Below are 24,967 nucleotides of genomic sequence, written 5' to 3'. Positions count from 1 at the left end.
GGATAGCGGAAGCCGCGCCTCCGTGCTTGGAAAAATGCAGTAAGGTCAAAGATTTAGCCAGAGTTTTTGCTCGCGCCAACAATCTGCGGCCTGTCAGACAAGAGAAAAGACGGTCCGTGGCCCAATCGTCATCGCCAATCTCAGGTGTCGCAGAACGCTATGCGGGTTCGCTGTTCGAACTCGCGCTGCAGACCAATTCGGTCGCCAGCGTCGAGGCCGACCTCAACAGTTTCGAAGCGATGCTCGAAGGCAGCGCTGACCTTTCGCGGCTGATCAGGAGCCCTGTCTTCTCCAGCGAGGACCAGGCCAAGGCGATCGCCGCGATCGCCGACAAAGCGGGGATCACCGGCCTCACCGGCAATTTCCTGCGCGTCGTTGCCCAGAATCGCCGGCTGTTTGCCGTGCCCGGCATGATCAAGGCGTTCCGCCAGATCGCCGCCGAACACCGCGGCGAGACCGCTGCCGAGGTCACCTCGGCGCATGCGCTGACGCCTGCCCAGGAAACCGAGCTGAAAGCAGCGCTGAAAAGCGTCGCCGGCAAGGACGTGGCGATCACGGTCACCGTCGATCCGTCGCTGCTCGGCGGACTGGTGGTCAAGATCGGCTCGCGCCAGATCGATACGTCGCTCAAAACCAAACTCAATTCGCTCAAGCTTGCACTGAAAGAGGTCGGCTGATGGACATCCGCGCCGCGGAAATTTCCGCAATTCTGAAAGACCAGATCAAGAATTTCGGCAAGGAGGCCGAGGTCTCCGAAGTCGGCCAGGTGCTGTCCGTCGGTGACGGTATCGCCCGCGTCTACGGCCTCGACAATGTCCAGGCCGGCGAGATGGTCGAGTTCCCCGGCGGCATCCGCGGCATGGCGCTCAACCTTGAAGCCGACAATGTCGGCGTTGTCATCTTCGGCGCCGACCGCGACATCAAGGAAGGCGACACCGTCAAGCGCACCGGCGCCATCGTCGATGCGCCCGTCGGCATGGGCCTGCTCGGCCGCGTCGTCGACGCGCTCGGCAACCCGATTGACGGCAAAGGCCCGATCCAGGCCACCGAACGCAAGCGCGTCGACGTCAAAGCGCCCGGCATCATCCCGCGCAAATCGGTGAACGAGCCGATGTCGACCGGCCTCAAGGCCATCGACGCGCTGATCCCGGTCGGCCGCGGCCAGCGCGAGCTGGTCATCGGCGACCGCCAGACCGGCAAGACCGCGATCATCCTCGACACCATGCTCAACCAGAAATCGGTGCACGACAACGGCCCTGAGAAGGAAAAGCTGTACTGCGTCTATGTCGCCGTCGGCCAGAAGCGCTCGACGGTGGCGCAGTTCGTCAAGGTCCTGGAAGAGCGCGGCGCGCTCGACTATTCGATCATCATCGCCGCGACCGCCTCCGATCCGGCGCCAATGCAGTTCCTGGCGCCGTTCACCGCCTGCACCATGGGCGAATATTTCCGTGACAACGGCATGCACGCGCTGATCAGCTACGACGACCTGTCGAAGCAGGCCGTCGCCTATCGCCAGATGTCGCTGCTGCTGCGCCGTCCGCCGGGCCGCGAAGCCTATCCGGGCGACGTCTTCTACCTGCACTCGCGCCTGCTCGAGCGCGCCGCCAAGCTCAATGACGAAAATGGCGGTGGGTCGCTGACGGCGCTGCCGATCATCGAAACGCAGGCCAACGACGTGTCGGCCTATATCCCGACCAACGTCATCTCGATCACCGACGGCCAGATCTTCCTGGAAACCAATCTGTTCTTCCAGGGCGTCCGTCCGGCGGTCAATGTCGGCCTGTCGGTGTCGCGCGTCGGCTCCTCGGCGCAGATCAAGGCGATGAAGCAGGTTGCCGGGTCGATCAAGGGCGAGCTCGCGCAGTACCGCGAAATGGCTGCTTTCGCGCAGTTCGGCTCCGATCTCGACGCCGCCACGCAACGCCTGCTCAACCGCGGCTCGCGCCTGACCGAGCTGTTGAAGCAGCCGCAATTCTCGCCTCTCAAAGTCGAGGAGCAGGTCGCGGTGATCTTCGCCGGCGTCAACGGTTATCTCGACAAGCTGGCGATCAACCAGGTCGGCAAGTTCGAGCATGGCCTGTTGTCGCATATGCGCTCGGCCGGCAAGGACGTGCTCGACGGCATCCGACAGGAGAAGGCGCTGTCCGACGATCTGCGCGCTAGGCTGAAGGCAGAAATCGACGCCTTCGCCAAGACCTTTGCTTGAGCAGGACGGACGGGATCAGGTTTGAAGCATGCCTTCGTTAAAAGACCTTCGTAACCGTATCGCCTCGGTCAAGGCGACGCAGAAGATCACCAAGGCGATGCAGATGGTCGCCGCGGCGAAGCTGCGTCGCGCGCAGGAAGCGGCGGAAGCGGCGCGTCCCTATTCGGAGCGTATGGGCGCGGTGCTGGCCAATATCACCCAGGCGATCGGCGGCGGCGGCGATGCCCCGGCGCTGATGACCGGCACCGGCAAGGACGACGTGCATCTGCTTGTCGTCTGCACCGCCGAACGCGGTCTGTGCGGCGGCTTCAATTCGCAGATCGCCCGTTTTGCCCGCGACCACATCCGCAAGCTTCTGGCAGACGGCAAGCAGGTCAAGATCATCTGCGTCGGCAAGAAGGGGTTCGACATATTGCGCCGCGACTACGGGGCGCTGATCATCGAGCGTGTCGACCTGCGCGAGGTCAAGACGCTGGGCTTCGTCAATGCCGATGCCATCGCCAAGAAGGTGATCCACCTGTTCAACGAAGGCGGCTTCGACATCTGCACGCTGTTCTATTCGCAGTTCAAGTCGGTGATCAGCCAGATCCCGACGGCGCAGCAAATTGTCCCGGCGGGCGCGCCTTCGGCTGCCGCGGAAGTGAAGGACGGCGGCAGCGCCGTCTACGAATACGAGCCGGAGCCGGGCGAGATCCTCTCCGATCTCATCCCGCGCAACATTTCCGTGCAGGTTTTTCGCGCGCTGCTCGAGAATGCTGCCGGCGAGATGGGCGCCAAGATGAGCGCCATGGACAATGCGACGCGCAACGCCGGCGACATGATCAACAAATTGTCGATCACCTACAACCGCCAGCGGCAGGCGCAGATCACCAAGGAATTGATCGAAATCATTTCGGGCGCCGAGGCGCTCTAGGCACGCCCACAAGGAGGTCATCGACCTCAAGCGTGTGAGAAACAAAGAGACGAAAAGGGTAAAGACGATGGCGAAAGCAGCGACCCCCAAGACGGCAGCCCCTAAGGCCGCGGCACCAGCGAAGGCTCCGGCAGCAGCAAAGGCCGCTCCGGCCAAGAAGGCGGCAGCAACCAAGGCCGCCGCTGTGAATACGCCGGCCGCCACCATCAAGAAAACCGGCCTGGCAGGCAAGGTTCGCCAGGTCATCGGCGCCGTTGTCGACGTCCAGTTCGGCGAACATCTGCCGGCGATCCTGAACGCGCTTGAGACGATCAATGTCGGCAATCGCCTCGTGCTCGAAGTGGCCCAGCATCTGGGCGAGAACACGGTGCGCTGCATCGCCATGGACTCGACCGAAGGTCTGGTCCGCGGCCAGGACGTCTATGACACCGGTGCACCGATTACCGTGCCGGTCGGCCCGGGCATGCTCGGCCGCATCATCAACGTCATCGGCGAGCCGGTCGACGAGGCAGGCCCGGTCGACGGCATCGAGATGCGCTCGATCCACCAGCCGGCGCCGACCTATGTCGAGCAGTCGACGGAAGCGCAGATCCTGGTCACCGGCATCAAGGTGCTCGACCTGCTGGCACCCTATGCCCGCGGCGGCAAGATCGGCCTGTTCGGCGGCGCCGGCGTCGGCAAAACGGTGCTGATCCAGGAACTGATCAACAACGTCGCCAAGGCGCATGGCGGCTTCTCGGTGTTCGCCGGCGTCGGCGAGCGCACCCGCGAAGGCAACGATCTCTATCACGAGTTCATCGAGTCCGGCGTCAACAAGAAGGGCGGCGGCGAAGGCTCCAAGGCAGCGCTCGTCTATGGCCAGATGAACGAGCCGCCGGGCGCACGCGCCCGCGTCGGCCTGACCGGCTTGACGGTTGCCGAATATTTCCGCGACCAGGGCCAGGACGTGCTGTTCTTCGTAGACAACATCTTCCGCTTCACGCAGGCGGGCTCGGAAGTGTCGGCGCTGCTCGGCCGCATTCCTTCGGCCGTGGGCTACCAGCCGACGCTGGCTACCGACATGGGTGCGCTGCAGGAGCGTATCACCACGACGACCAAGGGTTCGATCACCTCGGTGCAGGCGATCTATGTGCCGGCCGACGACCTGACCGACCCGGCACCGGCGACCTCGTTCGCCCACCTCGACGCGACGACCGTGCTCAACCGCGCGATTTCGGAAAAGGGCATCTATCCGGCGGTCGATCCGCTCGATTCGACCTCGCGCATGCTCGACCCGATGGTTGTCGGCGAAGAGCATTACCAGGTCGCCCGCCAGGTGCAGTCGATCCTTCAGCGCTACAAGTCGCTGCAGGATATCATCGCGATCCTGGGCATGGACGAGCTGTCGGAAGAGGATAAGCAGACGGTGGCCCGCGCCCGCAAGATCGAGCGCTTCCTGTCGCAGCCCTTCTTCGTCGCCGAAGTGTTCACCGGCGCACCGGGCAAGCTGGTCGACCTCGCCGACACCATCAAGGGCTTCAAGGGCCTTTGCAACGGCGACTACGACCATCTGCCAGAAGCCGCCTTCTACATGGTCGGCGGCATCGAGGAAGCGGTCGAGAAGGCACAGCGCCTGGCCGCTGAAGCGGCCTGATGGTGAATGGTCAATAGTGAATTGTGAATGGGGAGTAGCGGATAGGAAATCGGGGGCTGAGTGAAGGTCATTCTTTCTGACCGTTCACCATTCACCATTCACCAGTCGCTAAATTGATCATGCCTGAAGCTTTCAAATTCGAACTGGTCTCGCCGGAGCGCCTCTTGGTTTCCGAGCAGGTCGAATCTGTCGTCATCCCGGGCGCCGAAGGCGAGATGACTGTCATGGCGCATCACGCGCCGGTCATGACCACAATCAAGCCGGGCGTCGTTACGCTGAAGACCGCGCAAGGCAAGGAAGAGCGCTACGTGGTGTTCGGCGGCTTTGCCGACATCGTTCCGGCCGGCTGCACGCTGCTGGCGGAATCGGCTGTGGCCGTCGGCGACATCGACCGCGCCGACCTTGCCCGCCGCATCCAGGAGGCCAGGGAAGACGCCGCCGACGCCAAGGACGACCAGACCCGCAGCAAGGCCGAGCAGTTCCTCAACCAGCTTACGACGCTTGAAGGTGCGCTGTTGCCGGCGTGAGTTCCGGTCAAATGACTAACTGAAAAAGCGGGCTTGCCCCGCTTTTTTGTTTGGTGGACAGTCTGGCTGCCTTGGCGTGGGGGTGGCCGATGACAGAACAAGCAGTGCAACAAGAAACTATCTCGCGATCCAGATGGTCGACGGCCCTGGTTTCGGCCTTTGGCGGCCCGTTTGGCGGGTTCCTCTGGATCGGCAGCGGCAAACTGGCGGTCGCCAGCCTGGTGGTGATCAGCGTCGTCGTTTTCGCGCTTATTTACATTGGCTTTCCGGTATTGCCTGGCGTCGATCTTGCTTGGTGGGCCAATTTTTCAGGGATCGGTTTGATGGCCCTGTGGGCAGCGATCGTTGTTCCCTTCGCGCACCGGTTCAAGCCGGACAGATGGTACGCGCGTGGGCTTTCGGTGCTGGTGCTCGTCTTTCTGACCTCGTATCCGGCTGCATTCGCAATACGCGCGTTCCTGCTCCAGCCTTTTTCGATTCCCTCCAGCAGCATGGTGCCGACGTTGCAGGAAGGCGACTATCTCTTCGTCTCCAAAATGGCATACGGCTACAGCCGCTACAGCGTGCCGTTCAACTTGCTTCCCGTTGATGGACGTATATTCGGCGCGGAACCCAAAAGGGGAGATGTGGTTGTCTTCAAGTTCCCGCCCGATCCGAGCGTGGACTACATCCAGCGGATTGTCGGCCTTCCCGGCGAGAAGATCCAGATCATCGACGGGGTGCTTCACATCAACGATATCGCGGTGGGACTCGACGATATTGGTACTTTTTCGTCCGACGAGTTCTCGAGAGCCAAGCTCCAAAGCGAAACCTTGCCGGGGGGTGTCACCCATTCCGTTCTCAACCTCACCGACAACTCGATCGGCGACAATACGCGCGTGTTTGAGGTGCCCGCAGGCCACTACTTCGTGCTTGGCGACAACCGCGACAATGCCTCCGACAGCCGGTTCAGTGTCGCGTTTGTTCCCTATGAAAATCTGGTCGGCAAGGCCCTGCGGCTGTTCTGGAATTCCAAAGGTACCGATTATTCGTCTCGACAGACGCTGAACGGCCAGGCGAGCAAGTAGCTCAAACTGTCAGTGCCTCTACTGCGCGCATGACGCCGCGCAGTTCGGCGAGGCCCTTCAGGCGGCCGATGCAGGAATAGCCGGGGTTCACCTTCTTGCCGATGTCATCGACGATGGCATGGCCATGGTCCGGACGCATCGGCACCTGCCAGTCCGCCCTGCCTGCCGCCTTGCGCCGCCGCTCTTCGCCAATCAGCGCCGACACGACCGCCACCATGTCGGTGTCGCCGTCGAGGTGTTCGGCTTCGTGGAAGGAGCCGTCGGGCTCCTTGGTGACGTTGCGCAGATGGGCGAAATGGATGTTTTCGGCGAAGGCCTTTGCCATTGCCGGCAGATCGTTCTGCGCGCCCGCGCCGTAGGAGCCGGTGCACAGCGTCAGCCCGTTGGCCGGCGAAGCGACCGCGTCGAGCAGCGCGCGGGCATCATTGGCGCTGGAAACGATGCGCGGCAGGCCGAACAACGAAAAGGGCGGATCGTCGGGGTGGATCGCCATCCTGACGCCGGCCTCTTCGGCCACCGGCACGATCTCGCGCAGGAAGGCAAACAGGTTTTCGCGCAGGCCTTCGGTGGAGACGTCCTTGTAGAGGTCGAGGGCGCGGCGGAAGCTTGCCCGATCGAAGATGAATTCGCGCGCCGGCACCCAGCCGATCAGGTTGCGCTCCAGCCTTGCCTTGTCGCTGTCGCTCATCCCTTGCAGTCGCACACGCGCGGCCTCGACGCGGGCCGGTGGGTGATCGGCCTCCGCCCCTTCTCGCTCAAGGATGAAGACGTCATAGGCGCAGAGCTCGACGACATCGAAGCGCAGCGCCGTGCCGCCATGCGGCATCGGGTAATCGAGGTCGGTGCGCGTCCAGTCGGTGATCGCCATGAAATTATAGCAGACGGTATTGATCCCGGCGGCGGCGACGGCGCGGACCGACGCCTTGTAATTGTCGATCAGGCTGCGCCAGTTGCCGCTGCGGGTCTTGATGTCCTCATGGACGACGATGCTCTCGACCACATCCCAGGTCAGGCCTGCTGCCTCGATGTCGGCCTTGCGCCTGGCGATCTCGTCCGCCGGCCAGGCGCGGCCGTCATTGAGGTGATGCAGCGCGCTGACGATGCCGACGGCGCCGGCTTGACGGACATGGGCAAGCGTCACCGGATCGTCCGGCCCGAACCAGCGCCAGGTCTGTCTCATGGCTTCTCACTCCCTATGCCAAGCGCCGCGAAGGCAGCGGCAGGTCCGCCCCGCCGCAGGCGCTCGAGATGGGCTGCCGTCAGATCGATCAGTGTCATGCGGTGGGAATGGTCCTTGGCGAAGCCGGCGAGATCGAATATCGCTGTCACCGTTTCATCAGCCGGCCGGCTGCCGAGCGCCGTAAGCCGAGCGTCGATCGGGTCGGTAAAATGGGCTTCCGGCAAGGTTTTGCCGCGCGCCTCGCAAGCGGTGATCCAGGCCGCCACCACCAGCATGAGATGCGCGGGCGGGTCACCGGCACCCAGCCGATCGAGGGCCGAGGCGACGATGCGCTGCGGCAGCTTCTGGCTGCCGTCATTGGCGATCTGCGCAGTGCGATGGGCGAGCGCGGTGTTCGAATAGCGTTCGGCGAGCTGGGCCGTGTAGCCGGCCGTATCGAGCCCGGCGTCCTGCGGCAGCGTCGGGATGGCCTCGGCCCATAGTCCGTCGACGAATTGCCGGATCGCCGGATTGGCAAAGGCGCGGTCGACCGTGTCGTAGCCGCTGAGCAGGCCGAGATAGGCGATTGCCGAATGCGAACCGTTGAGCAGCCGCAGCTTCATGTCCTCGAAGGGCCCGACGTCGCCGACCATGGTGGCGCCGAACTTTTCCCAGGCCGGCCTGCCAGCCGGGAAATCGTCTTCGACCACCCATTGGCAGAACGGCTCGGTCATCACCGGCCAGGCATCCTCGACGCCGAGCTCGACGGCGATACGCGCCCGGTCGGCGTCGGTAGTCGCCGGCACGATACGGTCGACCATGCTCGACGGAAACGCGACGCCGTCGGCGATGTGTGCGGCGAGCCTGGCATCGCCTGAAGTGGCGAGCCTGGCATCGCCTGAAGTGGCGAGCCTGGCATCGCCTGAAGTGGCGAGCCTGGCATCGCGCAGTGCGGCGAATTCGACCAGCAGGCGGTGCAGCGTGGCGCCATTGGCCGGAAGGTTGTCGCAGCAGAGCACGGTGAAAGGCTGGATGCCGGCGGCACGGCGGCGCGACAGCGCCTCGGTCAGGAAACCATGCGCCGTCCGTGGCATTTGCGGGTTGGCCAGATCATGGACGATGTCGGGGTGGGTATTGTCGAGGCCGCCGCCGGCTGCCCTCAAATAGGCCTTTTCGGTGATCGTCAGCGTGACGATGCGGGTGCGCGGATCGGTCAGGGCGGCGAGCACCGCAGCCGGATCTTCCGGCGCCACCAGCAGCGACAGGATCGAGCCGACGACGCGCAGCTCTTCGCCGATGCTGCTCCTGATCGCCAGCGTGTAGAGGCCATCCTGCGGCTCCAGTGCGTCGCGCGTGTCAGGACTGCGCAAGGACACGCCGACAATGCCCCAGTCCGCCTCTCCCGCCGCCAGGCAGTCGTCGACATAGGCCGCCTGGTGGGCGCGATGGAAGGCACCGACACCGAGATGGACGATGCCCGGTGCGCCGCCGCCGCGGGCGTAGCGCGGAACCGTGACCGAAGCCGGCAGTGCCTTCAGCGTGCTGTTGGAAAGGCGTCTATTGGTCATTGCGCCACGTGTCTGATCGAGATTGTTGGGTCACTGCTGTCAGGCGGCGTAACACCCGATGCCGTCACGCACAATGGGCAATGGCCGACGAAAAGTCATCATACAACAACCCAGTTTTTGTATGTTGACATTATTTCTTTCCAACCCTACCGATGTCCGGATTGGGAGGATTTGCGTGGCCGCATTGACGGATCCGGATTTGCTGTTTGCCGCCGAGGCGCGCCCGCGTTCGCTGGCCCGTGATCTCTACGCCGCGGTCAAGGACCTGCCGATCGTCAGCCCGCACGGCCACACCGATCCGCGCTGGTATGCGCTCAACGAGGCGTTTCCCGATCCGGCGCAGTTGCTGATCGTGCCGGACCACTACATTTTCCGCATGCTGTTCAGCCAGGGCGTTCGGCTTGAGGAGCTTGGGGTGCCGACGCTTGACGGCTCGCCGGTGGAAACCGACGGCAGAACGATCTGGCGGCGCTTCGCCGAGCATTATTACCTGTTCCGGGGTACGCCGACCCGGCTGTGGTTCGACCATGTGCTTGCCCATCTGTTCGGCATCGACGAGCCGCTGACGGCCGCAACCGCCGACCGCCATTACGATATGATCTCGACCTTGCTGCAGTGGGAGAATTTTCGCCCGCGAGCGCTGTTCGAGCGCTTCAACATTGAAGTCATCGCAACGACCGAAGGCGCGCTCGACGATCTCAGATGGCACCAGATGATCCGCGACAGCGGCTGGGAGGGCCGCGTCATCACCGCCTATCGGCCGGATGCGATCGTCGATCCCGACTTCGAAGGGTTCTCGGCCAATCTCGACCGGCTTGGCGAGATCACCGGGTGCGATACCGGCAATTGGACAGGCTATCTCGAGGCGCACCGCCAGCGGCGCGCCTTCTTCAAGAGTTTCGGTGCGACTTCCTCCGATCACGGCCATCCGACGGCCGAAACCGCCAATCTCTCGGATGCCGCCGCGCAGGAGCTGTTCAACCGCATCCGCCGGGGCTCGGACGACGAGCGCGAGCGAAAGCTGTTCCGCGCCCAGATGCTGACCGAGATGGCCAAGATGAGCCGCGACGACGGGCTGGTCCTGCAGATCCATCCCGGCTCCTGGCGCAATCATTCGCCGGCTATCTTTCACAAGTTCGGCAGGGACAAAGGCTTCGATATTCCGACCCGAACCGACTATGTGACGGCGCTGAAGCCGCTGCTCGACTGCGTCGGGCTGGAGCGCGACCTCACCATCATCCTCTTCACGCTCGACGAGACCAGCTATGCGCGCGAGCTGGCGCCGCTCGCCGGCGTCTACCCGGCATTGAAGCTCGGCCCGGCCTGGTGGTTCCACGACAGCCCCGAAGGCATGCGCCGGTTCCGTGAGATGACCACCGAAACGGCCGGTTTCTACAACACCGTCGGTTTCAACGACGACACCCGCGCCTTTCCATCCATACCGGCCCGCCATGATGTGGCGCGCCGGGTCGATTGCGCATATCTGGCGCGTCTCGTCGCCGAGCATCGGCTCGGCGAGGACGAGGCGCACGAGCTGGCGCAGGAACTTGCCTATACGCTCGCGAAAAAGGCGTACCGGCTCTAACGGCGCTTGCCGCCATCGTTCAAAAAGGGAGGAAACCAATGCTGCATTTTTCGAGACTGGCGGGAGCTACGCTAGTTGCCGCCGCACTGCTGGCCGGATCGGCAAGCGCCCAGACGGTCCTGCGCTCGTCCGACACCCACCCGGATGGCTATCCGACGGTCGAGGCGGTCAAATATTTCGGCGAGCTGGTGAAGGAGCGCACGGCCGGCCGCTATGTGGTCGAGATCTATCCTTCCGCGCAACTCGGCGAGGAAAAGGACACGATCGAGCAGGTGCGCACCGGCGTGATCGATCTCAACCGCGTTTCGATGGCGCCGTTCAACGGGCTCATCCCCGAGACCACCGTGCCCTCGCTGCCCTACATCTTCCGTTCGGAAGAGCATATGCACAAGGTCATGGACGGGGCGATCGGCGACCAGATCGCGGCGGCGTTCGACCAGGTCGGGCTGGTGCTGCTCGCCTTTTACGACGGCGGCTCGCGCTCCTTCTATAATTCGAAGAAGCCGATCAACACCGTAGCCGACATGGCCGGGATGAAATTCCGCGTCATCCAGTCCGACATCTTCGTCGACATGGTGGCGGCACTCGGCGCCAACGCGACGCCGATGCCGTATGGCGAAGTGTATTCGGCGATCGAGACCGGGGTGATCGACGGCGCGGAGAACAATTTTCCGAGCTACGACACCGCCAAGCACGCGGAAGTCGCCAAGTACTATTCGCTCGACGAGCACACGATGGTGCCGGAAGCCTTCGTCATGGCGAAGTCGAGCTGGGACAAGCTGACGCCGGAAGACCAGGCGATCTTCAAGGCGGCCGCCAAGGAAAGCGTCGCCAAGCAGCGCGAGCTGTGGACCGCCAAGGTCAAGGAATCGCGCGCCAAGGTCGAGGCGGCCGGTTCGCAGATCACGACGCCGGACAAGCAGCCCTTCATCGACGCGATGGGGCCGGTCTACGAGAAGCACGTCAAGGACGACAAGCTGAAGGCCATGGTCGAAGCCATCAAGGCCGTGCAGTGATCAGGCGGCGGCGCGGACATTCCGTGCCGCCATCCTCCTAGGGAGAAAACCGGTGACTTCCAGCCCAAGACCAACACCGCTCCTTTCCGGCGTCGCGCAAGTGATGTCGCGCGTCAGCACGGCGGCGCTGTCGATCGCCGGCATCGGGCTGGTGCTGATGACCGCCTTCGTCGCCTGGCAGGTGTTCGGCCGCTATGTTCTGAACCGCTCGCCGAGCTGGACCGAGCCGGGCTCGGTGATGCTGATGAGCTGGTTCATTTTCCTCGGCGCTGCCGTCGGCGTGCGCGAAAACTATCACCTCGGCTTCGACGTCCTGCTCTACGTACTTCCGAAAGGCGGCAAGCGCTGGCTGCGGATGATTTCGGATCTTGTCGCGCTCGCCTTCGGCATCGGCATGATCTGGTATGGCAGCCAGCTGGTCGCATTGACCTGGGGCTCCGTCTTGCCGTCACTCGGCATATCGGGGGGCTGGGACTATGTCCCGCTTGTCGCGGGAGGCGCGCTCATCGTGCTCTTCACGCTGGAGCGCATCGTGCTTCGCCTCTCCGGCGCGCCGATCGACGACGCCCTCGATGAACTGCCGCCGGCCGAAGTCGCGGCCGAACTCGACACCGCCAACGTGAAGGTCTGACGCCATGGAACTGTGGATTCTCTTCGGCGTCTTCACCCTGCTGATGCTTATCGGCACGCCGATCGCTTTCTGCCTCGGCGTCGCAAGCCTCGCCACCGTCCTCTATATGGGCCTGCCGCCGCTCATCGTGTTCCAGCGCCTGAATTCCGGCATGAGCGTTTTTTCGCTGCTGGCCATTCCGTTTTTCATCTACGCCGGCGACTTGATGGTGCGCGGCGGCATCGCCAGCAAGATCGTTGCCTTCGCTGGCTCGCTCGTCGGCCATTTGCGCGGCGGCCTCGGCCAGGTCAACATTGCAACCGCTACACTGTTCGGCGGCATTTCCGGCTCAGCGGTGGCGGAGGCAGCGGCGGTAGGCGGCCTGATGATCCCGCAGATGAAGGCGCGTGGATATGGGGCGGACTACGCCGTCAACGTCACGTCGATGGCGGCACTGATCGCGCTGCTGCTGCCGCCGTCGCACAACATGATCATCTACTCGATCTCGGCAGGCGGAAAGATCTCCATCGCCGATCTGTTCACGGCCGGTATCATCCCGGGCCTGCTACTGGCCCTGTCACTTATGGTCACCGCCTATATCGTGGCGCGCTCCCGCGGCTATCCGACCGAGGCGTTTCCGGGCTTCACCGCGGTCGCGCATCTTTTCGCCGTCGCCGTGCCCGGCCTGCTGCTGATCGCGATCATCTTCGGCGGCGTGCGATCGGGCGTCTTCACCGCCACCGAGAGTTCCTGTATCGCCGTCATCTATGCGCTGCTCGTGACCGTCTTCGTTTACCGGCAGATGACCTGGGAAGGGTTCGTTCATGCCACCCATGGCGCCGTGCGCACCACGGCCATGGTGCTGCTCATCATCGGCATGGCGGCGGCGTTCTCGTGGCTGATGGCCTTCCTGAAAGTGCCGGCAGCGCTCATCGCCTCCATGAATGCGATCTCGGACGATCCGCTGGTCGTGCTTCTGCTGCTCAACCTCTTGATGCTGTTCCTCGGCACGTTCATGGACATGGGGCCGACGATCATCATTTGCACGCCAATCTTCCTGCCCGTGGCGCAGGCCTATGGTGTCGATCCGGTGCATTTCGGCGTCATCATGATCCTCAATTTCGGCATCGGGCTGAACACGCCGCCCGTGGGCGCAGTGCAGTTCGTGGCGTGTGCCGTGGGCAAGATATCCGTGTGGGAATCGATGCGCTCGATCTGGCCGTTCTATGGCGCAGGCCTCGTGGTGCTGGCGCTCGTCACTTACATTCCGGCCATTTCGCTATGGCTGCCGAGCGTCTTCAAATAGGGGGTGCGACATGGCATCGGACACTGCCGTCGGGCTCCGCGTCGAACGAAGACCGAAGCTTTCGGAAACCGTGGTCGCGGCGATCCGCAAGCAGCTGCAGGCGGGCGAGATCCAGCCTGGGCAAAAGCTGCCGACCGAGGGCCAGCTGACGGAAACCTTCGGGGTCAGCCGCACCGTGATACGCGAGGCGCTGGCCAAGCTTGCCGCGGACGGCCTGGTCGAGCCGCGCCAAGGCGCCGGCGTTTTCGTGACCGAACATATCTCGACAGCGTTCGGTGCTCTGGCAGCGGAGATGGGCAGCAAGGATTCGATTGCCCTCAACGTGCTCGAAGTCAGGTTGGCGATCGAGATCGAATCCGCCGGGCTCGCCGCCATCCGCCGCAACGCCGCGCAGGAAGCGGCAATCCAGGAAGCCTTCTTCGAGTTCGAACGGCTGCTCCTCAACAGCGAGCCGACTGGACCGGCAGACCTTGCCTTCCACCGCGCAATCGCCAGCGCCACCAACAATCCGTTCTATGTCGAGATGCTCGACGTGCTCGGCCGGCGCGCTATTCCTTGCGATGTGACCTCGCCCTGGTCGACCGAGTTCGCACAGTCCGACGCCTACCAGCGCGGCCTTCAGCGCGAACACCTGATGATCCTCAATGCCATCTCGGCAGGCGATGCCGAAGCGGCGCGGGAGGCGATGCGCGCGCATCTCGGTGCCAGCCAGCAGCGCTATCGCGAGCGCCTGCACGCGCGCCAGATTTTTTATGCCGACTCGGTCAACGCCGCGGCAACTGAATAAGCAATTGAGGCAGCCCCATGGGACAGCAATGAATCACACTGACAATCATACGGATTTCACCTCCCGCTTCGCCATCGATCCTGTTTCTGCCGCAGCCATGGGAACGGACGAGCTGCGACACAATTTCCTGATCGAGGACTTGTTCCAGCCCGGCCGCATCAGCCTGACCTACACCCATTACGACCGCATGATAGTCGGCGGCGCCATGCCCGCCGGCGCACCGCTGCCGCTGCAGGCGATCAAGCCGACCGGGACCAAGAATTTTCTCGACCGCCGTGAGATGATCATCGTCAACATCGCCGGTGCCGGCGTCGTGAAAGCCGGCGGTCAATCCTACGAGTTGCAGGCGCGCGACATGCTCTATCTCGGCATGGGCACGGATGAGGTATCGTTCGCTGCGACCAATCCGGCAGCGCCGGCTAAATTCTACCTGCTCAGCGCGCCGGCGCATCAGGGCCATCCCAACCGGCTGATCCGCATCGGCGATGCCAAGCGGCTCGATCTCGGCAGCCAGGCGACCTCCAACGAGCGCTCGATCTTCCAGTTCATCCATGCCGATGGCGTAAAGACCTGTCAGCTTGTCGTCGGCATGACGCAGCTTGCCCCCGGTTCGGTCTGGAACACCATGCCATGCCATGTGCATGACCGGCGCATGGAGGCCTATCTCTATTTCGACCTGCCGGAGGCGGCGCGGGTGTTTCACCTCATGGGCGAACCGGACGAAACGCGCCATCTCGTCATGCGCAACGAGGAGGCGGTGCTGTCGCCGGGATGGTCGATCCATTCGGGCGCCGGCACCTCGAACTACGCCTTCATCTGGGCGATGGCCGGCGACAATGTCGACTATACCGATGTCGACCTGGTGGCGATGGAGGAGCTCAAGTGAGCGATCTCTCGGCCTTCAGCCTTGCCGGCAAGCGCATCCTCGTCACCGGCGCCAATACCGGCATCGGCCAGGGCATCGCCGTGTCGATCGCGCGCGCCGGCGGCGCGGTCGTCGGCGTCGGCCGGTCGGCGATGGACGAGACGGCGGAGAAGATTGCGGCGGCTGGCGGCCGCTTCGAGGCGGTCCGCTGCGATCTTGGTGATGATGCAGCTGCCCAGGCGATGCTTGACCGCGTCTGGGACGGCACCGGACCGCTCGATGGCCTGGTCAACAATGCGGGCATCATCCGGCGTGCCGACGCGGTCGACCTCACCGAAGCCGACTGGGATGACGTCATCGGCGTCAATCTGAAGACGGTGTTCTTCCTCAGCCAGCGCTTTGCCAGGCGCGTGCTTGCCGAATCTGGACGGCGTGGCAAGATCGTCAACATCGCTTCGGTGCTGAGCTTTCAGGGCGGCATTCGCGTCGCCTCCTACACCGCCTCCAAACATGGCGTGCTCGGCATCACACGGCTGCTGGCGTGCGAATGGGCGGCAAAGGGGATCAACGTCAACGGCATTGCGCCCGGCTATATCGAGACCAACAACACCGAGGCGCTGCGCACCGATCCCGACCGCAGCGCTTCGATCCTGGCGCGCATTCCGGCCGGCCGCTGGGGCGCGCCGGAAGACATCGGCGACGCAGCCGTCTTCCTGCTGGCGCCAGCGTCCAACTACATGCACGGCGCGGTGGTGCCGGTGGACGGCGGCTGGCTGGCACGATGAACAACAAAAGGTGAGAGTTTGGCGATGACCGGAACCAAAATCTTCTCGCATGCCGGCGAGGCTGCGTGGACGCCGACGCCGGATGGCAACCGCAGGCGCGTGCTCCTGCACACGGATGAACTGATGATGGTCGAATTCGGTTTCGACAAGGGTGGTGTCGGTGCATTGCACTCGCACCCGCATGTCCAGGCGAGCTACGTCGCCGAAGGTCGCTTCGAAGTCACCATCGACGGCAGGACCGAGGTCCTGGAAACCGGCAGCAGCTTCATCGTTCCTTCCAACCTTGTCCATGGCGTCAAGGCGCTGCAGGCGGGACGGCTGGTCGACAGCTTCACGCCACACCGCGCCGATTTCCTCGACTGAGCTGCGGGCCCGAAGATCAGGCAGCCGGTTCTCAGAAAAAAACCCGCGCCTCCGGAGAGACGCGGGCGTGTTGCCTGGGCGCTTGTGGCGCCGCGGTACTCAAAACATCACCGCAGAACCTGAACCTGCCGAATGATAGTGAAGATAGGATTAACCGCTCCGAGGCGGTGCGATATTCACAGCCAAAGCGAATAGGGGCTGGAACGACGGTCTGATATCGGCCAATGAGAGAGAAGTTCGCCTCAGGCGGTGCCGCGGACAGGACCAGAGGGGTCGATAAATGTTCGAATCTGCTGTCCAGGCAATCACCTGGCGATTCGCCGGGGAATTTCGGCAGGTCGTATCCCCGAAAGTTCTGTAATGCAGGTAGCAGCGAGCATCCCGGCAGAGGATTCCAAGCGGCGCGTCCTGAAGGATGTATTCGGCTTCGATGATTTTCGTCTCGGCCAGGCGGCCGTGATGGAGGCGCTGCTGGCCGGGCATCATGTGCTGGCTGTCATGCCGACCGGCGCCGGCAAATCGCTCTGCTACCAGGTCCCGGCGCTGGTGCTGGGCGGGCTCACCATTGTCGTTTCGCCGCTGGTGGCCCTGATGCAGGATCAGGTCGCCGCATTGCGCCTTGCCGGCGTGGCGGCCGATACGATCAATTCCTCGCTCGACCGCGACGCCAATGTCGCTGCATGGCGCCGTGTCGCGGCAGGCCAGACGCGCCTGCTCTATCTTGCACCGGAGCGGCTAATGACGGTGCGAATGCTCGAGGCGTTGACCAAGCTCGATGTCCGGCTGATCGCCATCGACGAGGCACATTGCATCTCCCAATGGGGACCGGCGTTCCGGCGCGAATACGAAGAATTGTCGAGACTACGTGATATCTTCCCGAAAGTGCCGATCATTGCGTTGACGGCGACGGCGGACGAGACGACGCGCACCGACATTGCCGCGCAACTGTTCGACGGGCGCGTCGATACCGTGGTGCTCGGCTTCGACCGGCCGAACATCAAGCTAAGCATTGAGCCCAAGCAGGACAGCAAGCGCCAACTGCTCGGCTTCGTGCAGCGCCATGCGGGCCGCAGCGGGATCGTCTATTGCCTGTCACGCAAAAAGACCGAAGAGATGGCGGCGTTCCTCGAGCGGAACGGCGTACGCGCGCTCGCCTATCATGCCGGCATGAGCAAGGACGCGCGTGAAGCGAATCAAAACGCTTTCATGACCTTGTCCGGCGTGGTGATGGTGGCGACCATCGCCTTCGGCATGGGGATCGACAAGCCGGATGTCGCCTATGTCTTCCACACCGACCTGCCGGGCAGCTTGGAGGCCTATTATCAGGAAATCGGGCGGGCGGGCCGCGACGGGCGGGCGGCCGAGGCACATATGCTGTTCGGTCTCGGCGATATCCGCATGCGGCGGCTTTTCATCGAAGACGAGGATGCGCCGGCTGAGCACAAAAGGCGCGCGCATGGCCGACTCGATACGCTGATCGGTTATTGCGAGACGACGCAGTGCCGCCGTCAGATCCTGCTTGGCTATTTCGGCGAAAGTGCTTCGCCTTGCGGCAATTGCGACAACTGCCTCGACCAGGCGCCGCATGCGGATGGCGAGGCGGAGGCGCGGATCATCCTGGCGGCGATCGCACAGACCGGCGAGCGCTTCGGCGTCGCCCATGTCGTCGATGTGCTGCTCGGCCATGAGACCGAGAAGGTCCTGGACAGGAACCACCACAGGCTTGCCAGCTTCGGCACCGGTGTGGCGCATAAAAAGAGTTTCTTGCTGTCGCTGCTCCGCCAACTCGTCGCGGGAGGGTTCCTGACATTGGACTCAGCCGGCCATGGCGGCCTCGCCATTGCCGAGAAGGGCCGTGCGCTGGCTCGGGGCGAGGCTTCGTTCCGGTATCGCTTGGACGCGCGCCAGTCATCGCGAGGCAAGATACGTCCTGAGGATACCGCAGCAGGCACGGAAGGTCTGGATTCGGCGCTGCTGGCCGCGCTCAAGGCTGTACGGCTGCGTCTTGCCCGGGAACGCCAGGTGCCGGCCTTCGTGATCTTTTCGGATCGTACGCTGATCGATATGGCCGAACGCTGCCCGCGTGATCTGGACGCCTTCGCCGCGGTCAACGGCGTCGGCGCCGCCAAGCTCAAGGATTTCGGCGAGATATTCCTCGGCGCGATCGCTGCGCATCAATCCGGTGGATCGGCGTGAGGGTAGCCAAAAATCAAACTCGCAATTGCGCGACACTGCAACAGGTTAGTTTGCCAGGCAGCATTTCTTTGCTTTCTTGCCGCTTCCACAGGGACACGGATCATTGCGTCCGACATGGCGCCAAGGATTTGTGACCGGCGCTGTCAATCTCGACAACTCGTCGAGCCAAGTTTGTTCCGGCAAGGGCGATTGCCAATCTTCCTCGCCAAAATACTCAAGGTGGCTGGTCCATTCCAACGCTTCAAGCACGTCGTCGATATAGCCGAGAGCGGCGCGCTCGAATCGATCGATGTCGTTTGGGCTTTGCTCGGCGGCCAGGAGATCGTCTTCGAAATCGCGGCGGTCGATTACCCCTTCGGGGATGCGGCCGTCGTTCCATGCGCTGTGAACAAGTGACGCCAGATCGCGCAAGCCAAGCAGGGCGATCGCCCCCAGCCAGGCGATCCAGGCGAAATCGTCGTCATCGGCCAGCCTCTCGGTGTGGAATCGCTCGAGAAAATCTCGCATTCGGTCACGCTCGATGCGGCCTTCCCAGGTCAGGAAGGTCGCTGCGCCCAAAACTGCATCGCGGACGAATTCATCGACGGAGCGGTCGCTGATCAAGCTGAACAAAGCGTCGGCGTCGCCATCAAATACGCCGGCGACGATACGCGCCATGCTCTCGGTCACCACGTCGCCGAGCAGGTCATCGAGGTCGCGTCCCGGCCGGCGCAGCAGGCGCAACAAGGGCCCGAACGTTCTAGTGTCGCGAGCGCCGCCCAGAATGTAGATGCCTCGCAAGAGCAGCATCTGATCATCCCGCGACAGAGCCTCTCCTTCGGCCGCTCTTGTGACGACGGCACGCAGCGCGGGAGCCGATTCTTCAATCCTCGCTATGCAGTGAATGATTGCGACATCCGGCAATTGCTGCTCGTTTGCCACGGCATGTAGTTGATCTTCTATCGGACCGAGATCGAAGCCGGGCTTGCCCCGGCCAAGGACGGAGTCCAGTTCTTCCTTCTTCATGGCATCCTCGCTGCCGTTCGCGCTTGCCAAATCTACGACAGGCCGGCTGCCTTTCAACAGTTCATCCGCACAAACGGCAAATTCCTGTGCAGAAAGTGCCAGACGGGGCGAGTTCGATCTCGACACAGCTCTATCCTGAACTGACCTGTGGGACGAGGATCGGCCAGCAGCCAAGCAACCATGAGCGAATATCAATACTACGAGTTTCGGGCGGTCGACCGCCCACTCAGCGAAGCGGATCGCCGGGACTTGCGCGATGTGTCGACGCGGGCGCGGATTACGGCCACGAGCTTCACGAATTTCTACGAGTGGGGCGACTTCAAAGGCGATCCGGTCGCGTTGATGCGGCGTTGGTTCGATCTTCATCTCTATTTGGCGAATTGGGGCACCCACCGGCTGATGATCCGGTTTCCAGCGCGATTAATCGACCGGCAGCGTCTCGAGGGATTCCTGCATGCGGTCGATTGCCTCGAGATCAGCACGTCCGGCGAGAACCTGATCGTCGACATCCTGTGCGAAGAACTGGAACCTGCGGACGATTGGGATAATTGGGACGACGACTCGCACTGGCTCGAAGCACTGGCGCCGCTGCGCGCCGACGTGCTCGGCGGCGATCTGAGGCTTTTCTACCTGCTGTGGCTGAAGGCGGCCGAGATCGGTTCCGTCAAGCCGGACGAGGCGGAGCCTTTGCCGGGGATCGGCCCGATGACGCCCGCGCTCGACGCTTTCGCGCGCTTCTTTCAGCTCGACGCCGACCTCGTCGCTGCGGCGGCCGAGCGTCCCGCCGGCACGACAACGGAATTGTCGCCGGATATGGTCCGGCGTTCAGTCGGCGCCTTGTCCGATCATGAAAAGACGACGCTGCTCGTTCGTCTCGTCGACGGCGATCGGTATGTTGAAAACGAGCTTCGGGCGTTCGTTCGGAATCGCTCGATGTTGAAAGCCTCTGTTGGAAGCCCTATGGCCACTGTTCCGCGCTCGGCCGGCGAACTGCGAGCCCGTGCCGAGGCGATCCGTCAGGCCCGCGAGCGCGCGCAGGAGGAGCAACGAGAGGCTGAAAGAAAACGGCAGGCGGCGGAAGAGGCGCGCGCCCGCCGTATTCGGCTCGATGCGCTCTCGCGGCGCGGCGAAAGCGTCTGGCGTGAGGTGGAGAGCGGGATCGAACGCCGCAACCCTCCCGGCTACGATGAGGCCGCCAGCCTTCTGCTCGACCTCAAGGCAATCGCCGAGGAATGTGGCACGACCCACGATTTTGCTCGCAGGCTGCAGGCGATCCGCGATCGGCATATCCATAAGAGGCGTTTTATCGAACGGCTAAGAGACGATTAGCACCTGCTTCGTCTCGCCGCTGCAATCGCTGCCTCCTGCTGCCGCAAGCGCTCGATCTTCGCGCTCTGGCGGGCAGCCACGGTCGAGGCGACACGCTGCCCTCCCAACAGCCAGCCCGGAATGTTGGTGTGGACGACTTTGCCACGAGCGATGGCTGTCGCCGACATTTCGTCGGCGACAGCGCCCATCGCCACGTTGAGCTCGACGCAACTCATCTTGTCGTATTTCGCAGCATCAAAGGATGCCGGCAAAGGCGATGCGCAACTTCCGACAAACATGAGGCTGCATATCAGAGGCGTGGCCGTGGAGATCGCCTTCATTCCCTTATCAAGCACATTGATGCCGGACGGGCGGATTTTCGGAGGGTTCTCGATCTAGGGCCGCGAAGCACTCGCGAGGTTCCGCGTAACTGAAGCATGTGACCTCTACAATACTCTGTGCTGACCGACCTGTTTGTCTTCAAAGAATTCCGAGAGAGCCGCTGCCGTCTTGTCGGGGTGCTCTTCCGGGAAAAAGTGCCCGCCTTGGACAGCGCGTCCTGCCACTCTGTCGGCCCATTTCCTCCAGATGGCCAGCGGCCCGCCTTCTTGCGCATACCAGTTCTCCAGGGCGCCTTCGCCACTCCATAGCGCCAGTAGCGGACAGTCGATGCGACGACCGTTTGCGTGGTCCAACGCGTCATGTTCACGATCGATCGTCGCAGCGGCGCGATACTCTTCGCAGATGGCATGAATATGCGCGGGATCGCCAAGCGCATCAACATAGGCGTTCCTGACCTCTTTGGAGACCATTTTCGCTGACGATCCCCACTGCGTTATTGCATCGTCGACGACAGCATCGGGAGCCGCGCCGATCAGACGCTCCGGCAGGGGCTCCGGCTGGGCAAGAAGGCTCCAGGGCCAGAAGCCAAGCGCCAGTCTGGCATCCGCCCGATCCCATGTTGCGGCGGTGGGGATGATGTCGAGGACGGCGATTTTGAGCACTTTGTCGGGATGGTCCAGCGCCAGGCGATAGGCAACCCGCCCGCCGCGATCATGCCCGGCAACCATGAACCGCTCAAACCCCACTTGCTTGATGGCCTGAACCATGTCGCCGGCCATGGCGCGTTTGGCGTATGGGCTATGATCGGCAGAGGAAATCGGACATCCGCTTTGCCCATAGCCTCGAAGGTCGGCGGCGACCACCGTGAAGCGGAGCGCCAAGGCTGCGGCGATATCCCTCCACATCAGATGCGTTTCTGGAAAACCGTGAAGAAGCAGCAGCGGCGGACCGGTGCCTCCGACCCTTGCGAAAATCGTCGTATCGTCCAGTCGTAGGCTGGTGGCTCTGAAACCTGCAAACACCGTCAGCCTCCTCCGCGCCCTTAGGAAAGCTCCCTAAGGGCGCTAACGGCCGCCTGAGGCGAAAACCCCGGCCGCGATGGCCAGGGTTCAAGCCGGACAGTTGCTAGAATCGAAACCAGACCCAAACGCGCCTGCGGAAGCACCGCCTGCGCCGATAGCCATTTCGCCAGTAAACGCGACAGACCCTTCTCCAAGCGCGCCGGCGGCGCCGGCGCGGCATATGCCACCGGCGATGATAGACTGGTTGCAACTCCGCTTGAGTTTCGTCGTCGTCGAAGGTCTCGACATCCGGCGCCTCGAGTTCATCGAGAATGCCGCTTCTGGCAGTTGGAACGCCGGCCACTGCGTTGATTGGCCGAACTGTGCTTGCAAGGGCCGCGGCCCCGGCAATGCCAAACATTCCTGTCAAAAATAGTCGCCGATCCATGGAAACCTCCCCAGTCTTCAACCAGCGATAGAACAAGCTAACGATGGGGAGATAGCGCAGTCGGTGCAAACGCCTAGTGCCGCACGGCGATTAGCGGTGGTCCGGTCGGCCGGAGGGTGTTGCCTCGTCCTCGAAGTGGGATGGCTACCTCGATCGACAAACACCCGGAGCTTTCTGAATGGACGGCGGGCCGAAAACAATGAAGATCGAATGACGTCTACGCCATAGCCACGCAATTTCACGCTACTCGCGGTGCAAGGAGGCTTGACTGCCATCCTACCAGAAGGTAGGTAAAAGCATGAGCAACTTGTCTACCACCTCTGATGACATCCTGGCTTGTGCACGTTCGCTGATCGTCGCTGGCGGCTACAACGGTTTCAGTTATGCCGACATTGCTGAAGTGGTCGGGATCCGTAAGGCGAGCATCCATCACCATTTCCCAAGCAAGGTCGATCTGGTTCGGACGCTGGTTGCGCGGTATCGCGAAGAAACTGAAGCGGGGATGGCAAATGTCGAACTTCACGAATCCGATCCGCTCGAACAGTTGCGGATCTATGCCGGGTATTGGGAAGCCTGCATCGCGAACGCCAGCGCCCCGTTTTGTATCTGCGCGCTGTTGGCAAGCGAGCTCCCCGTGCTGCCCGAGGAAGTTGGCCTTGAGGTCCGGGCGCATTTCCGCTCGCTGTCGGCTTGGCTGACATCGGTGATGGAGCGCGGTGCGCGGCACGGCCAATTTCGACTGATGAGTACCCCTCGTGCCGAGGCTGAAGCGTTCATGGCGACCGTTCACGGCGCGATGCTTTCGGCACGGGCCTATGGCGATCCGAAGATATTCGCCGTCGTGACGGGCCCGCTCCTGGAGCGCCTCCGCGCTTCCCCCCGGATACGGGCCTAGATCTCAACTAACTATACTAGCAATCACTCTGCGACGTTCGTCGAGAGTCCCTACCTACTAGTCGAAAGGACGATCCAATGACGGTTCACAGTGGCGATCTTTCCCGCGCCAGTCAGGAACAATGGCTCAAGCTCTATTACTTCGCTCGGACGGCGTTCTCGGCTGTCTGGGTGGCGGCTGCCTTTACGATGGGACAGCATTCCGGGGTGGTCGCGGCGGTGTTACTCGTGGCTTATCCTGCATGGGATGCCTTGGCCAATTTTGTCGACGCATCGCGCAGCGGAGGATTGGGACAGAATCGCACCCAGACCATCAACGTCGTGGTCAGTGTGGCGACAACGCTCGCGGTCGTTTTTGCGCTGAAGATGAGCATGAATTGGGTGCTGGGCGTGTTCGGCCTATGGGCGATCCTGTCCGGCCTGCTTCAACTCGGCACCGCCGTCCGCCGTTGGAAGAGCTCTGGTGCGCAGTGGGCGATGGTCCTGAGCGGAGGGCAATCGGCACTGGCAGGCACGTTTTTCATCGCGCAGGCGCGGATGCCGATGCCGCCATCGATCTCCAACGTGGCCGGCTATGCCGCAGTAGGCGCCCTCTACTTCCTTGTTTCGGCGGTGTGGCTGAGCGTGAGCCAATTGCGGCGGAAGGCTGCATAGGCCCGCGATCTTAAGCCATTACCGGCGCGATGAGAGATGCTGTTACCTATGGGTCCGGGTTGGACACCATTCCGAAGTGGATAGTGTGCTGAAGGTTCTGCAAAAAGTTTTGGAGAGAGAACGGGGCTTGCTCTGAGGGGCGAGCGGCCATGGCACGGTGGTGACGTTGCGATCACCGATTCCCGTGGAAGGGGAAGTGCCATGACCAATCGAGACGTTAGACTGAGCAGAGGCGAGTTGAAAGCGTTGCTGTTGTCGGATGAGGACGGCTTTCGCCAGGCATTGCAGAGTGTCGTGCAGGAGGTTCTTGAAGCCGAGATGACGGAGGCGATCGGGGCCGAGAAAGGGGAGCGGACGAGTTACCGGTCCGGCTATTACGAGCGCAAGCTGGTGACGCGGGTCGGGGTGCTGGAGCTTCGCGTTCCGCAGGATCGGGCTGGCCGGTTCTCGACGGAGTTGTTTGAGCGCTACCAGCGTTCGGAGAAGGCATTGGTGTCGGCGCTGGTCGAGATGTACGTGCAGGGCGTCTCGACCCGCAAGGTGAAGGCGGTGACGGAGGAATTGTGCGGCCACTCTTTCTCGGCCTCGACGGTGAGCGAGGCGACGATGCGGCTGGATGAGGCGCTCAAGGCGTTCTTCACGCGGCGGCTCGAGGAAAGCTATCCGTATCTCATTTTGGACGCGCGCTACGAGCGGGCTCGCGAGGCGGGCGTGATCGCCAGCCAGGCG

The 24,967-nt window shown here is 62.8% G+C and carries 24 protein-coding genes; 19 read left to right on the top strand and 5 right to left on the bottom strand.

The features are described from left to right. Positions 1 to 116 precede the first annotated feature (116 nt). The 6 genes from NKJ28_RS21625 (at position 117) to lepB (ending at position 6,346) form a co-directional block, all read left to right on the top strand. Positions 117 to 677: a F0F1 ATP synthase subunit delta gene (locus NKJ28_RS21625; RefSeq protein WP_352636906.1), complete on the top strand. Its 561-nt coding sequence runs from the start codon at positions 117 to 119 to the stop codon at positions 675 to 677. Next, the gene (gene atpA, locus NKJ28_RS21620; protein WP_352636905.1) at positions 677 to 2,206 is read left to right on the top strand and encodes a F0F1 ATP synthase subunit alpha; all 1,530 of its coding nucleotides are present in this window, start codon (positions 677 to 679) and stop codon (positions 2,204 to 2,206) included. Before NKJ28_RS21625 ends, atpA begins: the two co-directional genes overlap by 1 nt. A 28-nt stretch (positions 2,207 to 2,234) precedes the next feature. Further along, positions 2,235 to 3,119 (top strand): F0F1 ATP synthase subunit gamma, encoded by an 885-nt coding sequence (locus tag NKJ28_RS21615; protein ID WP_352450898.1) that lies wholly within the window; start codon positions 2,235 to 2,237, stop codon positions 3,117 to 3,119. 67 nt (positions 3,120 to 3,186) lie between these two features. Beyond that, positions 3,187 to 4,752: a F0F1 ATP synthase subunit beta gene (gene atpD / locus NKJ28_RS21610; protein ID WP_023678097.1), complete on the top strand. Its 1,566-nt coding sequence runs from the start codon at positions 3,187 to 3,189 to the stop codon at positions 4,750 to 4,752. Positions 4,753 to 4,871: 119 nt separating this feature from the next. Further along, the gene (locus tag NKJ28_RS21605) at positions 4,872 to 5,279 is read left to right on the top strand and encodes a F0F1 ATP synthase subunit epsilon (RefSeq protein ID WP_023678096.1); all 408 of its coding nucleotides are present in this window, start codon (positions 4,872 to 4,874) and stop codon (positions 5,277 to 5,279) included. Positions 5,280 to 5,368: 89 nt separating this feature from the next. After that, positions 5,369 to 6,346 (top strand): signal peptidase I, encoded by a 978-nt coding sequence (gene lepB / locus NKJ28_RS21600; RefSeq protein ID WP_502898283.1) that lies wholly within the window; start codon positions 5,369 to 5,371, stop codon positions 6,344 to 6,346. A 1-nt stretch (position 6,347) separates the two neighbouring features. Here the strand turns inward: lepB and uxuA are convergent, their stop codons facing one another. Both uxuA and NKJ28_RS21590 read right to left on the bottom strand, forming a co-directional pair. After that, the gene (gene uxuA / locus NKJ28_RS21595) at positions 6,348 to 7,526 is read right to left on the bottom strand and encodes a mannonate dehydratase (protein ID WP_352636904.1); all 1,179 of its coding nucleotides are present in this window, start codon (positions 7,524 to 7,526) and stop codon (positions 6,348 to 6,350) included. Next, positions 7,523 to 9,073, bottom strand: coding sequence for a mannitol dehydrogenase family protein (locus NKJ28_RS21590; RefSeq protein WP_352636903.1), 1,551 nt, complete (start codon positions 9,071 to 9,073; stop codon positions 7,523 to 7,525). The genes uxuA and NKJ28_RS21590 overlap by 4 nt, the downstream gene beginning before the upstream one ends. A 175-nt stretch (positions 9,074 to 9,248) precedes the next feature. On the opposite strand from NKJ28_RS21590, the gene uxaC reads away from it, so the two are divergent. The 9 genes from uxaC to recQ all read left to right on the top strand — a co-directional run bounded on the left by uxaC (position 9,249) and on the right by recQ (position 18,586). After that, positions 9,249 to 10,658, top strand: a complete 1,410-nt coding sequence (gene uxaC, locus NKJ28_RS21585; protein WP_352636902.1) for a glucuronate isomerase — start codon at positions 9,249 to 9,251, stop codon at positions 10,656 to 10,658. A gap of 38 nt (positions 10,659 to 10,696) precedes the next feature. Further along, positions 10,697 to 11,674 carry a TRAP transporter substrate-binding protein gene (locus NKJ28_RS21580; RefSeq protein WP_352636901.1) on the top strand — a complete coding sequence of 326 codons (978 nt, stop codon included), beginning with the start codon at positions 10,697 to 10,699 and terminating at the stop codon, positions 11,672 to 11,674. A gap of 103 nt (positions 11,675 to 11,777) precedes the next feature. Continuing rightward, on the top strand, positions 11,778 to 12,305 hold the full coding sequence (locus tag NKJ28_RS21575; RefSeq protein WP_023719697.1) for a TRAP transporter small permease: 528 nt from the start codon (positions 11,778 to 11,780) through the stop codon (positions 12,303 to 12,305). A 4-nt stretch (positions 12,306 to 12,309) separates the two neighbouring features. Beyond that, positions 12,310 to 13,590, top strand: coding sequence for a TRAP transporter large permease (locus tag NKJ28_RS21570; RefSeq protein ID WP_023678089.1), 1,281 nt, complete (start codon positions 12,310 to 12,312; stop codon positions 13,588 to 13,590). Positions 13,591 to 13,600: 10 nt separating this feature from the next. Beyond that, positions 13,601 to 14,377, top strand: a complete 777-nt coding sequence (locus tag NKJ28_RS21565; protein WP_352636900.1) for a FadR/GntR family transcriptional regulator — start codon at positions 13,601 to 13,603, stop codon at positions 14,375 to 14,377. 28 nt (positions 14,378 to 14,405) lie between these two features. Beyond that, the gene (gene kduI / locus NKJ28_RS21560) at positions 14,406 to 15,263 is read left to right on the top strand and encodes a 5-dehydro-4-deoxy-D-glucuronate isomerase (protein ID WP_352636899.1); all 858 of its coding nucleotides are present in this window, start codon (positions 14,406 to 14,408) and stop codon (positions 15,261 to 15,263) included. Next, on the top strand, positions 15,260 to 16,027 hold the full coding sequence (gene kduD / locus NKJ28_RS21555) for a 2-dehydro-3-deoxy-D-gluconate 5-dehydrogenase KduD (protein WP_352636898.1): 768 nt from the start codon (positions 15,260 to 15,262) through the stop codon (positions 16,025 to 16,027). The genes kduI and kduD overlap by 4 nt, the downstream gene beginning before the upstream one ends. A 24-nt stretch (positions 16,028 to 16,051) precedes the next feature. Continuing rightward, the gene (locus tag NKJ28_RS21550; RefSeq protein WP_352636897.1) at positions 16,052 to 16,390 is read left to right on the top strand and encodes a cupin domain-containing protein; all 339 of its coding nucleotides are present in this window, start codon (positions 16,052 to 16,054) and stop codon (positions 16,388 to 16,390) included. A 360-nt stretch (positions 16,391 to 16,750) separates the two neighbouring features. Further along, positions 16,751 to 18,586: a DNA helicase RecQ gene (gene recQ / locus NKJ28_RS21545; RefSeq protein WP_352636896.1), complete on the top strand. Its 1,836-nt coding sequence runs from the start codon at positions 16,751 to 16,753 to the stop codon at positions 18,584 to 18,586. A gap of 45 nt (positions 18,587 to 18,631) precedes the next feature. Here recQ and NKJ28_RS21540 read toward each other — a convergent pair whose 3' ends face one another. Then, on the bottom strand, positions 18,632 to 19,717 hold the full coding sequence (locus tag NKJ28_RS21540; RefSeq protein WP_352569542.1) for a DUF1186 domain-containing protein: 1,086 nt from the start codon (positions 19,715 to 19,717) through the stop codon (positions 18,632 to 18,634). 54 nt (positions 19,718 to 19,771) lie between these two features. Here NKJ28_RS21540 and NKJ28_RS21535 point away from each other — a divergent pair, with 54 nt between their 5' ends. Next, complete coding sequence (locus tag NKJ28_RS21535) at positions 19,772 to 20,920, top strand: hypothetical protein (RefSeq protein ID WP_352636895.1); 1,149 nt, start codon at positions 19,772 to 19,774, stop codon at positions 20,918 to 20,920. Here the strand turns inward: NKJ28_RS21535 and NKJ28_RS21530 are convergent. Together NKJ28_RS21530 and NKJ28_RS21525 are read right to left on the bottom strand one after the other, a co-directional pair. Then, a complete protein-coding gene (locus NKJ28_RS21530; RefSeq protein WP_245274746.1) occupies positions 20,917 to 21,135 on the bottom strand; it encodes a hypothetical protein in 219 nt (72 codons plus the stop codon). The genes NKJ28_RS21535 and NKJ28_RS21530 overlap by 4 nt on opposite strands. A 210-nt stretch (positions 21,136 to 21,345) precedes the next feature. Next, positions 21,346 to 22,263 carry an alpha/beta fold hydrolase gene (locus tag NKJ28_RS21525; protein ID WP_352636894.1) on the bottom strand — a complete coding sequence of 306 codons (918 nt, stop codon included), beginning with the start codon at positions 22,261 to 22,263 and terminating at the stop codon, positions 21,346 to 21,348. 725 nt (positions 22,264 to 22,988) lie between these two features. On the opposite strand from NKJ28_RS21525, the gene NKJ28_RS21520 reads away from it, so the two are divergent. The 3 genes from NKJ28_RS21520 to NKJ28_RS21510 form a co-directional block, all read left to right on the top strand. Further along, complete coding sequence (locus NKJ28_RS21520; RefSeq protein ID WP_352636893.1) at positions 22,989 to 23,585, top strand: TetR/AcrR family transcriptional regulator; 597 nt, start codon at positions 22,989 to 22,991, stop codon at positions 23,583 to 23,585. Between the two features lie 77 nt (positions 23,586 to 23,662). Further along, the gene (locus NKJ28_RS21515; RefSeq protein WP_352636892.1) at positions 23,663 to 24,238 is read left to right on the top strand and encodes a DUF308 domain-containing protein; all 576 of its coding nucleotides are present in this window, start codon (positions 23,663 to 23,665) and stop codon (positions 24,236 to 24,238) included. 201 nt (positions 24,239 to 24,439) lie between these two features. Beyond that, positions 24,440 to 24,967, top strand: a 528-nt coding sequence (locus NKJ28_RS21510) for a transposase (RefSeq protein ID WP_352636891.1), incomplete at its 3' end; no start/stop codon positions are given.

The sequence above is a fragment of the Mesorhizobium sp. M0145 genome (assembly GCF_040322355.1).
GTDB lineage: Bacteria > Pseudomonadota > Alphaproteobacteria > Rhizobiales > Rhizobiaceae > Mesorhizobium.
The sequence above is the reverse complement of the archived record's forward strand: the minus strand, read 5'-3'. Positions and strand labels throughout refer to the sequence as shown.

What these genes read in the sequence shown, in the direction of transcription:
- atpA (WP_352636905.1), top strand. Translation starts at nt 677, where the DNA reads ATGGACATCCGCGCCGCGGAAATTTCCGCAATTCTGAAAGACCAGATC.
- NKJ28_RS21615 (WP_352450898.1), top strand. Translation starts at nt 2,235, where the DNA reads ATGCCTTCGTTAAAAGACCTTCGTAACCGTATCGCCTCGGTCAAGGCG.
- atpD (WP_023678097.1), top strand. Translation starts at nt 3,187, where the DNA reads ATGGCGAAAGCAGCGACCCCCAAGACGGCAGCCCCTAAGGCCGCGGCA.
- NKJ28_RS21605 (WP_023678096.1), top strand. Translation starts at nt 4,872, where the DNA reads ATGCCTGAAGCTTTCAAATTCGAACTGGTCTCGCCGGAGCGCCTCTTG.
- lepB (WP_502898283.1), top strand. Translation starts at nt 5,369, where the DNA reads ATGACAGAACAAGCAGTGCAACAAGAAACTATCTCGCGATCCAGATGG.
- uxuA (WP_352636904.1), bottom strand. Translation starts at nt 7,526, where the DNA reads ATGAGACAGACCTGGCGCTGGTTCGGGCCGGACGATCCGGTGACGCTT.
- NKJ28_RS21590 (WP_352636903.1), bottom strand. Translation starts at nt 9,073, where the DNA reads ATGACCAATAGACGCCTTTCCAACAGCACGCTGAAGGCACTGCCGGCT.
- NKJ28_RS21580 (WP_352636901.1), top strand. Translation starts at nt 10,697, where the DNA reads ATGCTGCATTTTTCGAGACTGGCGGGAGCTACGCTAGTTGCCGCCGCA.
- NKJ28_RS21575 (WP_023719697.1), top strand. Translation starts at nt 11,778, where the DNA reads ATGTCGCGCGTCAGCACGGCGGCGCTGTCGATCGCCGGCATCGGGCTG.
- NKJ28_RS21570 (WP_023678089.1), top strand. Translation starts at nt 12,310, where the DNA reads ATGGAACTGTGGATTCTCTTCGGCGTCTTCACCCTGCTGATGCTTATC.
- NKJ28_RS21565 (WP_352636900.1), top strand. Translation starts at nt 13,601, where the DNA reads ATGGCATCGGACACTGCCGTCGGGCTCCGCGTCGAACGAAGACCGAAG.
- kduI (WP_352636899.1), top strand. Translation starts at nt 14,406, where the DNA reads ATGAATCACACTGACAATCATACGGATTTCACCTCCCGCTTCGCCATC.
- NKJ28_RS21550 (WP_352636897.1), top strand. Translation starts at nt 16,052, where the DNA reads ATGACCGGAACCAAAATCTTCTCGCATGCCGGCGAGGCTGCGTGGACG.
- recQ (WP_352636896.1), top strand. Translation starts at nt 16,751, where the DNA reads ATGCAGGTAGCAGCGAGCATCCCGGCAGAGGATTCCAAGCGGCGCGTC.
- NKJ28_RS21535 (WP_352636895.1), top strand. Translation starts at nt 19,772, where the DNA reads ATGAGCGAATATCAATACTACGAGTTTCGGGCGGTCGACCGCCCACTC.
- NKJ28_RS21530 (WP_245274746.1), bottom strand. Translation starts at nt 21,135, where the DNA reads ATGAGTTGCGTCGAGCTCAACGTGGCGATGGGCGCTGTCGCCGACGAA.
- NKJ28_RS21520 (WP_352636893.1), top strand. Translation starts at nt 22,989, where the DNA reads ATGAGCAACTTGTCTACCACCTCTGATGACATCCTGGCTTGTGCACGT.
- NKJ28_RS21515 (WP_352636892.1), top strand. Translation starts at nt 23,663, where the DNA reads ATGACGGTTCACAGTGGCGATCTTTCCCGCGCCAGTCAGGAACAATGG.